Genomic DNA, 13,224 nt, shown 5'->3' with positions numbered 1-13,224 from the left:
GAGGCCGCGTGCCGCGGGAATCGGAGGAATCGGTGCGCGCTTGCCGGCGTGGCGCGGGGAAAGAACGAGGAACAGCGGAACGTCGGACTGCGAAGAGCGATGAACAGCGAAGAGCGGGGGCTGCGGAGAACGACGGACGACGAAGAGCGGTACGGTGACTTCAGTGCTTCAGTGCTTCAGTGCTTCAGTGCTTCAGTGCTTCAGTGCTTCAGTGCTTGAGGCGGCGGGCGCGGGCCGCACGAGGCGGCCCGCGCCCGGGCCTTGCGGCCGGGCAGGGCGTCAGGCTTGCGGCGCGGCGAGCTTCTGCTCGAGTTCCGCGACGCGTTTCTCGAGTTCCTCGAGGCGCACGCGGGTGCGGGCGAGCACTTGCGCCTGCGTGTCGAATTCCTCGCGCGTGACGAGATCGAGTTTCGAGAAGCCTTGCGACAGCATGGCCTTCACGTTGCGCTCGACGTCCTTGGCCGGCGAGTTTTTCAGCAGATCGCTGACGCGCGACTGCAGATCGTTGAAAACGTCGCTGGGTTGCTTCATGTGATTCCCCTTCCTTGCACAAAAAATGTGCATCTTCAGTTGCGTACGTGCCCATGATGCACGCATGACCGGAAATGGTGCGCCCGGAGCGCGAATTCCGGGCATGGCGCCCGCATGGGTGAATGCCCCGGCGATCCGGGACGTGCGTGCACTCTAGCAACGATCCTTTCGCCGCGCCAGCAAACCGGGCCACGTTGGCCATTCGGCCGGGCCTCCGCACCTTACATCACGCGATGCGACCCCTTGATGAAGCCCTTTGAAACGGTGCTCGAACCGACTTGGCATGCGAGTTGCTGAGAAGAGTCCGTTACAACATTCCAACCAATTCGACGGGACAACCCAGCGAGAGGACTTCATGAAACTCATTACCGCAATCATCAAGCCGTTCAAGCTCGATGAGACGCGCGAAGCGCTGTCGGCGCTTGGCGTCTCGGGCATCACGGTGACGGAGGTGAAAGGGTTCGGGCGGCAGAAGGGGCACACCGAGCTGTACCGCGGCGCCGAATACGTGGTCGATTTCCTGCCGAAGATGAAGATCGAGGCAGCCGTGTCCGACGATCTCGTCGACCAGGCGGTCGAGGCGATCGAGCGGGCCGCGCGCACGGGCAAGATCGGCGACGGCAAGATCTTCGTCACGGCGATCGAACAGGTGATCCGGATTCGCACCGGGGAGACGGGCGCTGACGCGCTGTAACAGAACAGACAAGACAAGCGACAAGAGGAAACCCAAGATGCGCAAACTTCTGATGTCCCTGCTGATGGCCGGCTCGCTGATCGCGGCCGGCGTCGGCCCCGCGCTCGCCGACGACGCGGCGTCCGCCGCGGCTGCGTCCGCGCCCGCCGCAACGGCTTCCGACGCGTCGGCTGCCGCCGCTCCGGCCGCCTCGGCGCCTGCTGCCACCGACGCATCCGCCACGGCTGCCGCCGCCGCGCCGGCCTCGGGCGCCACCGACGCGTCGGCTGCTGCCGCCGCTTCGGCACCGGCCGCTCCCGCCGCGCCGACCGCGCCGTTCTCGGTTGACTCGTCGAAGATCAGCGCGGGCGACACCGCGTGGATGCTGACGTCCACCGCGCTCGTGCTGTTCATGACGATCCCCGGCCTCGCGCTGTTCTACGCCGGCATGGTCCGCAAGAAGAACGTGCTCGCGACCGTGATGCAGAGCTTCGCGATCACCGCGGTGATCACGGTGCTGTGGACGGTGGTCGGCTACAGCCTCGCGTTCACGCCGGGCAACGGCTTCATCGGCGGCCTGTCGCGTGCGTTCCTGCACGGGATGAACTACATCCACGGCGACAAGGCGACGACGCTGACCGTCAGCCACCTGGCCCCGACGATTCCGGAATCGGTCTACTTCGTCTACCAGATGACGTTCGCGATCATCACGCCGGCGCTGATCTGCGGCGCGTTCGCCGACCGGATGAAGTTCTCGGCGATGCTCGTGTTCATGACGCTCTGGTCGCTGATCGTCTATGTGCCGATCGCGCACATGGTGTGGGAGCCGACCGGCTGGCTGTCGTCGGACGGCGTGCTCGACTTCGCGGGCGGCACCGTCGTGCACATCAACGCCGGTATCGCGGGCCTCGTGTCGTGCCTGATGCTCGGCAAGCGGATCGGCTTCGGCCGTGAATCGATGGCGCCGCACAACCTCGTGCTGACGATGATCGGCGGCTCGATGCTGTGGGTCGGCTGGTTCGGTTTCAACGCGGGTTCGGCGGTGGCGGCCGACGGCCGTGCCGGCTTCGCGATGCTGACGACGCAAGTCGCGACGGCCTGCGCGGCGCTCGGCTGGATGTTCGCCGAGTGGATCTCGCACGGCAAGCCGTCGGTGCTCGGCATCGTGTCGGGTGCGGTCGCGGGTCTCGTCGCGATCACGCCGGCGGCCGGCTTCGTCGGCGTGACGGGTGCCCTCGTGATCGGTATCGCCGCAGGTGTCGTGTGCTTCTGGTCGGCGACGTGGCTCAAGTCGAAGCTCGGCTACGACGATTCGCTCGACGCATTCGGCGTGCACGGCATTGGCGGGATTCTCGGCGCATTGCTGACGGGCGTGTTCGCGATCAAGGACATCGGCGGCGCCGACGGCAGCCTGCTGCTGCAGGCCAAGGGCGTGCTGATCACGCTGGTCTACAGCGGCGTGCTGAGCTTCGTGCTGCTGAAGCTGATCGACCTGACGATCGGCCTGCGCGTGTCGGAAGAGGAAGAGCGCGAAGGCCTCGACGTGGTCCTGCACGGCGAGCATGTCGAATAAGTCACGGGAATGACCGGCGGGCCGCCGCGACGACGGCGCCCGCCATGAATGAGCGCAGCGACTTGGGCCCGCCTCACCCGGCGGGCTTTTTTTCTCCTGTCACCCACTGCCGTAGCGCATAACCCTTTGCACTATCGGGTCAATAGCCGAAAACTTCCTTCAAACCCTTGCGAAGCCGGGAACAATCCCCAAATGGGCAGGGCAATTGCTCTACAATCTTCATTCTCCCGCTCGCGAGTGATTCATGGTTCCCCACCTCGTTACGGCGTTGAACGGTCCGCTGCTCGAACTCGAGCAGAAGATCCTCGACGCGACGCCTGCGATCGAACGCTGGTTCAGGCTCGAATGGCAGGAACATACCCCGCCGTTCTATTGTTCGGTGGACCTGCGCAATGCCGGCTTCAAGCTGGCGCCCGTCGACGCGAACCTGTTTCCCGGCGCATTCAACAATCTGCCGTCCGAAGTGCTGCCGCTCGCCGTGCAGGCGGCGATGGCCGCGATCGAGAAGATCTGCCCGGACGCGAAGAACCTGCTCGTGATTCCCGAGCTGCCGACCCGCAATGCGTTCTACCTCGAGAACGTCGCACGCCTCGCGACGATCATGCGCCAGGCCGGCCTGAACGTGCGCTTCGGTTCGCTCGACCCGAGCATCACCGACATGACGCCGATCACGCTGGCCGACGGCCAGAAGATCGTGCTCGAACCGCTCGAGCGTTCGCAGCGCCGCCTCGGCCTGAAGAATTTCGATCCGTGCTCGATCCTGCTGAACAACGACCTGTCGGCCGGCATCCCGGCCGTGCTGGAAAACCTGCACGAGCAGTACCTGCTGCCGCCGCTGCACGCGGGCTGGGCCGTGCGCCGCAAGTCGACGCACTTCTCGTGCTACGACGACGTCGCGAAGAAGTTCGCGAAGATGGTCGGCGTCGATCCGTGGATGGTGAATCCGTATTTCGCACACGTGGAAGGCGTCGACTGGCAGGCGCATGAAGGCGAGCAGGCGCTCGCCGACGCGATCGACGGCGTGCTGAAGAAGATCGCGCGCAAATACCGCGAATACGGGATCAGCGAGAAGCCGTACGTCGTCGTGAAGGCCGACGCGGGCACGGCGGGGCGCGGCGTGATGACCGTGCACGACGCGGCCGAGATCGGCCGGATGTCGAAGGCCGAGCGCGCGCAGATGGCCGAGTCGAAGGCCGGCCTCGCGGTGCGCGACGTGATCGTGCAAGAAGGCGTGTATACGTTCGAGCGCGTCGGCGACGAAGTCGCGGAGCCCGTCGTGTACATGATCGACCGCTACGTGGTCGGCGGCTTCTACCGCACGCACGCCGGCCGCGAACGCGACCAGAACCTGAACGCGCCCGGCATGCACTACGTGCCGCTCGGCTTCGAGCACACCGCGCTGCCGGATGCGGGCGCGAAGCCGGGTGCCGCGCCGCCGAACCGTTTCTACATGTACGGCGTCGTCGCGCGGCTGTCGCTGATCGCGTCGTCGATCGAACTGGAAAAGACCGACCCCGAAGCCATCCAGGTGTAACGGACCTTCGCCACGTACAGGACCTCATGGACATTCTCTTTATCGCCGACCCGCTCGAGCGCTTCAAGATCTACAAGGATTCGACCTACGCGATGATGGCCGAGGCGGCGCGGCGCGGGCATGCGGTGTACGCGTGCGAGCCGAACCAGCTCGCGTGGACGGGCTCGGCCGTCGAGGCCGACGTGCGTCGCATCACGTTCGTCGGCGATCCGGACGACCTGCATCGCGAGACGTGGTACGAGGCCGGGCCGGTCGACGCGCGCCGCCTCGAATCGTTCGGCGCGGTGCTGATGCGCAAGGATCCGCCGTTCGACATGGAATACGTGACGTCGACCTGGCTGCTGGAGCTGGCCGAGCGCGCCGGCGCACGCGTGTTCAACAAGGCGCAGTCGATCCGCGACCATTCGGAGAAGCTCGCGATCGGCGAGTTTCCGCAGTTCGTCGCGCCGACGCTCGTCACGCGCGACGCGAAACGGCTGCGCGCATTCCACGCCGAGCACGGCGACGTGATCCTGAAGCCGCTCGACGGGATGGGCGGGATGGGCGTGTTCCGCGTGAAGCCGGACGGCATGAACCTCGGTTCGATCATCGAGATGCTGAGCCACGACGGCACGCGTTCGGTGATGGCGCAGAAATTCATCCCCGAGATCAAGGCCGGCGACAAGCGCATCCTGCTGATCGGCGGCGAGCCGGTGCCGTTTTCGCTCGCCCGGATTCCGCAGGGCAGCGAGGTGCGCGGCAATCTCGCGGCGGGCGGCCTCGGCGTTGCGCAGCCGCTGACCGCGCGCGATCGCGAGATCGCCGACACGCTCGGGCCGGTGCTGGCGGCACGCGGGTTGCTGCTGGTCGGCCTCGATGCGATCGGCGACTGGCTGACCGAGGTGAACGTCACGAGTCCGACGTGCTTCCGCGAGATCATGGAGCAGACGGGCTTCGACGTCGCCGCGATGTTCATCGACGCGCTGGAGCGTGCGGCCGCGTAGGCCGCTTTCCCGCGCAACCCCGGCGGCGGCCGCGCAGGTCCCCCGTCGCCGGAGCAGTTCGACCGGCCTGCTACAATGCCCGCTTGTCTGGTGCCGCGCTCGCGCGCCCAAGGCCCGGCGGTCGGGCCGAAACTGTTGCAAGGCTGAACATGGAACGTTTCCCTCACTCGCTACGCTCATTGCCCCGCCGCGGGGTGTTGGCCCGCCAGGGGCGGCCGGGAGCGATCTGACATGGCCGGGATCCTGATCATCGCGCACGCCCCGCTCGCCACCGCGCTGCGGGACTGCATCGCGCACATCTATGGCGGCGTGCCCGCCCGCATCGGCTGTATCGACGTGATGGCGGACAGCGATCCGACCCAGGTGATGGCGTTCGCGCACGCGGAGCTCGCGCGGCTCAAGGAAGAGAACGGCGTGGTCGTCCTGACCGACATGTACGGCGCGACGCCCGCGAACATCGCCGGCCAGCTGGCCAAGATCGACAACGTGCGCGTGCTCGCGGGCGTGAACCTGCCGATGCTCGTGCGGGCCGTCTGCTACCGCACGGTGCCGCTCGACAAGCTGGTCGACAAGGCGCTGTCCGGCGGCGCGAAGGGCGTCCACGAGGTGTCGTCCGGTACGCCGCCGCCGCCGACGGAAACCGGCTGCGGCCAGTGCGCGCCGATTCCGCCCGAGCCGCAGCCGCGCACCGAGTCGCACTGATTTCCCGTTTTCCGTTTTAGACCGCACCGCCGGCGCGCGCCGCCGGCGGCCCCGACCGACCCGACCGAGAATCATGCTTCAACAAGAAACCACCATCGTCAACAAATTGGGGCTCCATGCGCGCGCATCGGCCAAGCTTACGCAACTGGCCGGCAACTTCCAGTCGGAAGTCTGGATGACGCGCAACGGGCGCAAGATCAATGCGAAGAGCATCATGGGCGTGATGATGCTGGCGGCCGGCATCGGCAGCACCGTGACGATCGAGACCGACGGGGCCGACGAGCAGGAAGCGATGGACGCGCTGCTGAAGCTGATCGCCGACAAGTTCGGCGAAGGCCAATAATCCTCAAGCGGGATCGTTGCCGTTTCCAGCCAGAATGCCGCGGATTCCGCGGCATTTTTTTCGTCGCAAGCATTGATGCGGAATGCGCAATGCTGCGGTGCATGCAGTCAGCGGGGAGTCGCGGAATTTATAATCGCTAACCGGGGTCATAAGCGCATCGCAGCAGTGTGCCGCGGCTTTACTTGTACAGAGGAGGTGCGCGTGTCCTTCACGCTGCATGGCATTCCCGTCTCACGTGGTATCGCGATCGGGCGAGCGTATCTGATCGCGCCGGCGGCGCTCGACGTCGCCCATTACCTGGTCGAGGCAAACCAGATCGATGCGGAGGTCGAGCGCTTCCGCACCGCGCTCGAGGTCGTGCATCACGAACTCGAAGCGCTGCGCGCCGACCTGACCGACGACACGCCGAGCGAAGTCGGCGCCTTCATCGACGTCCACGCGATGATCCTGAGCGACGAGATGCTCGTGCAGGAAACCATCGACCTGATCCGCACGCGCCGCTACAACGTCGAGTGGGCGCTGACCGAGCAGCTCGAGCTGCTCACGCGCCACTTCGACGATATCGAGGACGAATACCTGCGCGAGCGCAAGGCCGACATCGAGCAGGTGGTCGAGCGCGTGCTGAAGGCGCTCGCCGGCGCGCCGTCCGCGTCGCAGGCGCTCGACCGCGCGGCCAGGAACGGCACGAACGAGATGATCGTCGTCGCGCACGACATCGCGCCGGCCGACATGATGCAGTTCAAGTCGCAGTCGTTCCAGGCATTCGTCACCGATCTCGGCGGGCGCACGTCGCACACGGCGATCGTCGCGCGCAGCCTCGGCATTCCGGCCGCGGTCGGCGTGCAGCACGCGAGCGCGCTGATCCGCCAGGACGACCTGATCATCGTCGACGGCGACCAGGGCATCGTGATCGTCGATCCCGCGCCGATCGTCCTCGAGGAATATTCGTACCGGCAGTCCGAGAAGCTGCTGGAGCAACGCAAGCTGCAGCGTCTGAAGTTCTCGCCGACGCAAACGTTGTGCGGCACCAAGATCGATCTGTACGCGAACATCGAGCTGCCCGACGACGCGAAGGCGGCCGTCGAGGCCGGCGCGGTCGGCGTCGGGCTGTTCCGTTCCGAGTTCCTGTTCATGCATCAGAAGGAGATGCCGGAAGAGGAGGAGCAGTTCGCCGCGTACAAGCGGGCCGTCGAGTGGATGAAGGGCATGCCGGTGACGATCCGCACGATCGACGTCGGCGCGGACAAGCCGCTCGAGGCGCTCGACGAAGGCTACGAGACGGCGCCGAACCCCGCGCTCGGCCTGCGCGCGATCCGCTGGAGCCTGTCCGAGCCGCAGATGTTCCTCACGCAGTTGCGCGCGATCCTGCGCGCGTCCGCGTTCGGCCAGGTGAAGATCCTGATCCCGATGCTCGCGCACGCGCAGGAGATCGACCAGACGCTCGACCTGATCCGCGAGGCGAAGCGCCAGCTCGACGACGCGGGGCTCGCGTACGACCCGAACGTGCGCATCGGCGCGATGATCGAGATTCCGGCCGCGGCGATCGCGCTGCCGCTGTTCCTGAAGCGGTTCGACTTCCTGTCGATCGGCACGAACGACCTGATCCAGTACACGCTCGCGATCGATCGTGCGGACAACGCGGTCGCGCACCTGTACGACCCGCTGCATCCGGCGGTGCTGCACCTGATCGCCTACACGTTGCGCGAAGCGAAGCGCGCGGGCGTGTCCGTGTCGGTGTGCGGGGAAATGGCGGGGGACCCGGCGCTCACGCGCCTGTTGCTCGGGATGGGGCTCACCGAGTTCTCGATGCACCCGAGCCAGTTGCTGGTCGTGAAGCAGGAGATCCTGCGTGCGCACCTGAAGGCGCTCGAAAAGCCGACTGCCGACGTGCTCGCCGCGTTCGAGCCGGAGGAAGTGCAGGCCGCGTTGCAGCGTCTGTCGGTTGCGGAGCCGCGCGCGGATGCGGCGGCTTGAGGCGCTGGCGTCCCCATTAATCGTAGCGAAGTGTCACCACGCATGCGCCGCCCGGTGCATGCGCGTCGCGCGTCAGTGCCGGTCCCCGCACACGGGGCAGTCGGCCTGACGCGCGATTTTCATCGTCGTCCATTCCATCCGCAGCGAATCGAGCATCATCAGCCGGCCGTTGAGCGTCTTGCCGATGTCGCCGATCACGCGCAGTGCCTCGGCGGCCTGCATCGCGCCGATGATCCCGACCGTCGGCGCGAACACGCCCATCGTCGCGCACGCGACTTCCTCGAACGGCTGGTCTTCCGGAAACACGCACGCATAACAGGGCGCGGCCGGGTCGCGGAAATCGAACGTGCTGATCTGCCCGTCGAAGCGCAGCGCGGCGCCCGATACGAGCGGCACGCCGTGCGCGACGCACGCGCGGTTGATCGCATGCCGCGTCGCGAAGTTGTCGGTGCAGTCGAGCACGACGCTCGCATGCGGCACGTGCGCGCCGAGCCACGCATCGTCGACACGCTCCGCGACCGCGTGCACGGTCACCTCGGGGTTCAACTGCGCGAGCGCGTCGCGCCCCGATTCGACCTTGTGGCGGCCGACCGACGCCGTCACGTGCAGGATCTGTCGCTGCAGGTTCGTGAGATCGACCGTATCGGCGTCGACGAGCGTGATCGTGCCGACGCCCGATGCCGCGAGGTACATCGCGGCGGGCGAGCCGAGCCCCCCCGCGCCGACGACGATCGCATGCGCGTCGAGAAAGCGCTGCTGCGCCTCGATGCCGATTTCGTCGACGAGGATGTGACGGGAGTAGCGAAGGAGTTGATCGTCGTTCATGGGGAGTCGTGGCGAGGCGGCACAGGTGTCGTTATTTTAGGCGCGCATGAAAAACGGGCCATCGCGGTCTTCCCGCGATGGCCCGTCGGATGCCGGCCGGCGCTTACTTCGGCGCCGACGCGGGCTTCGGTGCGGAAGCCGGCTTCGCGCTGGCGCCCGATGCCTTCGGGGCCGTGGCGGCCTTGCCGGCCGGGCCCTTCGTGCTTTCGGCGAGCAGCGACTTCGATTCCTGGACCGGCTTGCCTTCGAGCTTGTTGAGCGCCTGCTGCATCATGAAGTCGTCGGCGCTGCCGAACTCGATCGGCTTGCGATCGCGATCCTTCTGGCGCTGCTCCGGCGTCTTCTTGTCGTTCTGCTCTTCAAGCACGCGCAGCTGATCCATCCGGCGCTGCTCGCGGTCTTCCTGTTCCTTCTTCTCGTTCGGATCCTGCGTGTTCGCGAGGTGGTTCGTGTAGTCGACCTCGCGCGTCACGAGCACGTCGTCCGGATCGCCGTCCGCGTACTGATCGACCGGCACGTCCGGCGTGATGCCCTTGTTCTGGATCGAACGGCCGCTCGGCGTGTAGTAGTACGCGGTGGTCAGGCGCAGCGCGGTGTCGGCCGTCATCGGGCGGACCGTCTGCACCGAACCCTTGCCGAACGTCGTCTTGCCCATGATCTGCGCGCGCTTCGAATCCTGCAGCGCACCGGCGACGATTTCCGACGCGGACGCCGAATAGGCGTTCGTCAGCACGATCATCGGCACGGTCTTGAAGACCGGCGGCAGGTTCTTCAGCGGATCGCCGTCGAAGGACGGCAGGCGGTAGTTGTCATACGTATCGCGGTAGACCTGCTTCGAATCGGCGATCTGGCCGTTGGTCGACACGACGACGGAGTCGGGCGGCAGGAACGCGCCGGCCACGCCGACCGCGCTCTGCAGCAGGCCGCCGCCGTTGTTGCGCAGGTCGAGGACGAGGCCCTTCAGGTTCGGCTGCTGGCGTGCGATATCTTGCAGCTTCTGCGCGAGATCGGGCGTCGTGCGCTCCTGGAAGCTCGTGATGCGGACATACGCATAGCCCGGATCGAGGATCTTCATCTTCACGCTCTGGACCTTGATGATCGCGCGCGTGACCGTGACCGGGAACGTGCGGTCATCGCTCTTGCGGAAGATCGTCAGCGTGACCTTGGTGCCCGGCTCGCCGCGCATCTGCTTCACGGCCTTGTCGAGCGTCATGCCGCGCACCGGCTTGTCGTTGATGCGGGTGATCAGGTCGCCCGGACGGATGCCGGCGCGGAACGCGGGGGTATCCTCGATCGGCGAGATCACCTTGACGAGGCCGTCTTCCTGCGAGATCTCGATGCCGAGACCCGCGAAGCGGCCCTTCGTCTGCTCCTGCAGCTCGTCATAGTCGGTCTTGTCGAGGAACGACGAGTGCGGGTCGAGGCTCGACACCATGCCCTTGATCGCGGCCGTCAGCAGCTTCTTGTCGTCGACCGGTTCGACGTACTCGCGCTTGATCTGTCCGAAGACTTCCGCGAACAGGCGGAGCTGGTCGAGGGGAAGCGGCGCCGTGGCGGTCTGCTCGGCCGATGCGGAAACCTGCAGCGTGGCGAACACGCCCGTGGCGAGGCCCGCGGCAATCAGGCCGATGTTCTTCAATTTCATTCGCATAGAGATCTGGTGCGGTCGGGAAGCGCGTGGCGGTAGCGGGGATGATGTAGCGGACAAGTATAACTGTTCGTCCGATAACTCAGTGGAACGGCGCGAAAAGCGTCGAAAAGGGCCCGGGGCCGGTCAGGCGGGCATCGCCGTGCGCACCGCGGGTTCGAAAGCGGGTTCGACAGCGCCGGCGCCGCGAAGGTTCGCGCGGGGCGCAGGGCAAGGGGCTGGGCCGGGGCCGGGCGGGCCGCACCGGACGCGGCCCGCCCGGCTCACCCGGCCGACGGGCGTCAGCCCGCCTTGCCCTGCTTCGCGACGGCGGCCTGCGCCTGCGCGATCGCGTCCTGGTCGCCGAGGTAATAGTGCTTGATCGGCTTCAGGTTCTCGTCGAGTTCATACACGAGCGGCACGCCGTTCGGGATGTTCAGGCCGACGATGTCGCTGTCCGAGATGCCGTCGAGGTACTTGATCAGCGCGCGCAGCGAGTTGCCGTGCGCGGCGATCAGCACCTGCTTGCCGGCGCGCACCGCCGGGGCGATCGACTCGTTCCACAGCGGCAGCACGCGCGCGACCGTGTCCTTCAGGCACTCGGTGAGCGGCAGCTGCTCGCGCGGCACCTTCGCGTAGCGCGGGTCGTTGAACGGCGCGCGCTCGTCGGTCGGCTCGAGCGCGGGCGGCGGCGTGTCGTAGCTGCGGCGCCACACGAGCACCTGGTCGTCGCCGAACTTCGCGGCCGTTTCCGCCTTGTTCAGGCCCGACAGCGCGCCGTAGTGGCGCTCGTTCAGGCGCCACGAGTGGACGACCGGCAGGTACATGAGGTCCATCTTGTCCTGCACGTGCCACAGCGTGCGGATCGCGCGCTTGAGCACCGACGTATACGCGATGTCGAACGTGTAGCCGGCCTCCTTGAGCAATTCGCCGGCCTGGTAGGCCTCGTTGCGACCCTGTTCGGTCAGGTCGACGTCGACCCAGCCGGTGAAGCGGTTTTCCTTGTTCCACGTCGATTCGCCGTGGCGGATGAGAACGAGTTTGTACATGGATCTTGCGGTCGGTAGTGAAGGAAGCGGTGGCGCGTCGCGCGGGACCCGACCCGGGCCCGCCATCGCGCAAGACGGTTATTTTATAATGGCGGGATTGTCCTCATCCGATTTCTCTTTTTCCGGCGGAATTCCGTGACGTTCTTTACCAATTACACCAACCTGGCCCTTATCGCGATCCTGGTGGTATCCGGCGGCCTGCTGGCCTGGCCCGCGCTGCGCCGCGGCCGCGGCGGCCTGTCCGCCGCGGAGGCGACGCAGCTCATCAACCGCCGCAACGCGGTCGTGATCGACGTGCGCGCCGCCTCCGACTTCGCTGCCGGCCACCTGCCGTCGGCGCGCCAGGTCGCGGCGGGCGAGATCGGCACGAAGATCGCGCAGGTCGCGAAGAACAAGAGCACGCCGGTGCTGCTCGTCTGCCAGAACGGCCAGCAGTCGCAGAAGGCGGCGCGCGAGGTCGAGGCGGCGGGTTACGCCGAGGTGCACGTGCTCGAGGGCGGCGTGGCCGCCTGGCAGCAGGCCGGGATGCCGGTCGTCAAACAAGGAGTGGCGAAGTGAACAAGGTTTTGATGTACAGCACGCAGGTGTGTCCGTATTGCATCCAGGCCGAGCGCCTGCTGAAGCTGCGCGGTGTCGAGCAGATCGAGAAGGTGCTGATCGACCGCGATCCGGCCCGCCGCGACGAAATGATGACGCGCACGGGGCGCCGCACGGTGCCGCAGATCTATATCGGCGACACGCACGTCGGCGGTTACGACGATCTGTCGAAGCTCGACCGCGAAGGCGGCCTCGTCCCGCTTCTGCAAGCGGCCTGATTAGGGCAGAATGGCCGCCGGCCGCGCCGCGGCTTGGGCGCGCAGGATTCATCCGTGGCGGCCGGCGTGAAGCCGGGCCGCCCCGTCACCACTTTTAGGGAAACACCATGTCCGACGTCGAAAACCAACCGTTCTTCAACATCCAGCGCGTCTACCTGAAGGATATGTCGCTCGAGCAGCCGAATTCGCCGGCGATCTTCCTCGAGCAGGACATGCCGTCGGTTGAAGTCGAAGTCGACGTCAAGGCCGACCGCCTCGCGGAAAGCGTGTTCGAAGTCGTCGTGTCGGGCACCGTCACCGCAAAGGTGAAGGACAAGATCGCGTTCCTGATCGAAGCGAAGCAGGCCGGCATTTTCGACATCCGCAACATTCCGGACGAACAGCTCGACCCGCTCGTCGGCATCGCCTGCCCGACGATCCTGTTCCCGTACCTGCGTTCGAACATCGCCGACGCGATCACGCGTGCGGGCTTCCCGCCGATCCACCTGGCGGAAATCAACTTCCAGGCGCTGTACGAACAACGCCTCGCGCAGCTTCAGCAGCAGGCCGGTGCCGCAGCAGGCGCACCGAACGGCACGACGCTGAACTGACGTTT

The 13,224-nt window shown here is 66.4% G+C and carries 14 protein-coding genes; 10 read left to right on the top strand and 4 right to left on the bottom strand.

Annotation, left to right across the window (positions count from 1 at the left end; translation table 11 throughout):
- Window positions 1–279 precede the first annotated feature (279 nt).
- On the bottom strand, window positions 280–531 hold the full coding sequence (locus LGM89_RS13440) for an accessory factor UbiK family protein (protein ID WP_006489451.1): 252 nt from the start codon (window positions 529–531) through the stop codon (window positions 280–282).
- A 355-nt stretch (window positions 532–886) separates the two neighbouring features.
- Between LGM89_RS13440 and LGM89_RS13435 the strand changes: the two genes are divergently transcribed.
- From LGM89_RS13435 to ptsP, 7 genes are all read left to right on the top strand, one after another.
- Window positions 887–1,225, top strand: coding sequence for a P-II family nitrogen regulator (locus LGM89_RS13435; protein WP_027789049.1), 339 nt, complete (start codon window positions 887–889; stop codon window positions 1,223–1,225).
- Between the two features lie 37 nt (window positions 1,226–1,262).
- Window positions 1,263–2,777, top strand: coding sequence for an ammonium transporter (locus LGM89_RS13430; RefSeq protein ID WP_226273187.1), 1,515 nt, complete (start codon window positions 1,263–1,265; stop codon window positions 2,775–2,777).
- Between the two features lie 244 nt (window positions 2,778–3,021).
- Window positions 3,022–4,311 (top strand): glutamate--cysteine ligase, encoded by a 1,290-nt coding sequence (gshA, locus tag LGM89_RS13425; RefSeq protein WP_011353295.1) that lies wholly within the window; start codon window positions 3,022–3,024, stop codon window positions 4,309–4,311.
- Between the two features lie 26 nt (window positions 4,312–4,337).
- Window positions 4,338–5,294 carry a glutathione synthase gene (gshB, locus tag LGM89_RS13420; RefSeq protein WP_089456980.1) on the top strand — a complete coding sequence of 319 codons (957 nt, stop codon included), beginning with the start codon at window positions 4,338–4,340 and terminating at the stop codon, window positions 5,292–5,294.
- A gap of 231 nt (window positions 5,295–5,525) precedes the next feature.
- Entirely contained in the window at window positions 5,526–5,996 is a 471-nt protein-coding gene (locus LGM89_RS13415) for a PTS sugar transporter subunit IIA (protein WP_089426398.1), read from the top strand.
- Between the two features lie 73 nt (window positions 5,997–6,069).
- The gene (locus LGM89_RS13410; protein ID WP_089441083.1) at window positions 6,070–6,339 is read left to right on the top strand and encodes an HPr family phosphocarrier protein; all 270 of its coding nucleotides are present in this window, start codon (window positions 6,070–6,072) and stop codon (window positions 6,337–6,339) included.
- Between the two features lie 201 nt (window positions 6,340–6,540).
- Window positions 6,541–8,313: a phosphoenolpyruvate--protein phosphotransferase gene (gene ptsP, locus LGM89_RS13405; protein WP_089495691.1), complete on the top strand. Its 1,773-nt coding sequence runs from the start codon at window positions 6,541–6,543 to the stop codon at window positions 8,311–8,313.
- A 72-nt stretch (window positions 8,314–8,385) separates the two neighbouring features.
- On the opposite strand, the gene LGM89_RS13400 is transcribed toward ptsP, so the two are convergent.
- The 3 genes from LGM89_RS13400 to gpmA all read right to left on the bottom strand — a co-directional run bounded on the left by LGM89_RS13400 (window position 8,386) and on the right by gpmA (window position 11,814).
- Entirely contained in the window at window positions 8,386–9,138 is a 753-nt protein-coding gene (locus LGM89_RS13400; RefSeq protein ID WP_226273186.1) for a HesA/MoeB/ThiF family protein, read from the bottom strand.
- A 103-nt stretch (window positions 9,139–9,241) separates the two neighbouring features.
- Window positions 9,242–10,789 (bottom strand): S41 family peptidase, encoded by a 1,548-nt coding sequence (locus LGM89_RS13395; RefSeq protein ID WP_089495689.1) that lies wholly within the window; start codon window positions 10,787–10,789, stop codon window positions 9,242–9,244.
- A gap of 278 nt (window positions 10,790–11,067) precedes the next feature.
- Window positions 11,068–11,814, bottom strand: a complete 747-nt coding sequence (gene gpmA, locus LGM89_RS13390) for a 2,3-diphosphoglycerate-dependent phosphoglycerate mutase (RefSeq protein ID WP_027789056.1) — start codon at window positions 11,812–11,814, stop codon at window positions 11,068–11,070.
- 135 nt (window positions 11,815–11,949) lie between these two features.
- Here gpmA and LGM89_RS13385 point away from each other — a divergent pair, with 135 nt between their 5' ends.
- From LGM89_RS13385 to secB, 3 genes are all read left to right on the top strand, one after another.
- Window positions 11,950–12,372: a rhodanese-like domain-containing protein gene (locus LGM89_RS13385; protein WP_089426395.1), complete on the top strand. Its 423-nt coding sequence runs from the start codon at window positions 11,950–11,952 to the stop codon at window positions 12,370–12,372.
- Complete coding sequence (gene grxC / locus LGM89_RS13380) at window positions 12,369–12,629, top strand: glutaredoxin 3 (protein WP_039346228.1); 261 nt, start codon at window positions 12,369–12,371, stop codon at window positions 12,627–12,629. The genes LGM89_RS13385 and grxC overlap by 4 nt, the downstream gene beginning before the upstream one ends.
- 107 nt (window positions 12,630–12,736) lie before the next feature.
- Window positions 12,737–13,219 carry a protein-export chaperone SecB gene (gene secB / locus LGM89_RS13375; protein WP_089426394.1) on the top strand — a complete coding sequence of 161 codons (483 nt, stop codon included), beginning with the start codon at window positions 12,737–12,739 and terminating at the stop codon, window positions 13,217–13,219.
- Window positions 13,220–13,224 lie beyond the last annotated feature (5 nt).

The sequence above is a fragment of the Burkholderia sp. AU31624 genome (genome assembly GCF_020420065.1).
In the GTDB taxonomy this organism is placed as follows: domain Bacteria; phylum Pseudomonadota; class Gammaproteobacteria; order Burkholderiales; family Burkholderiaceae; genus Burkholderia.
This window is presented reverse-complemented; position numbering and strand designations above follow the sequence as displayed.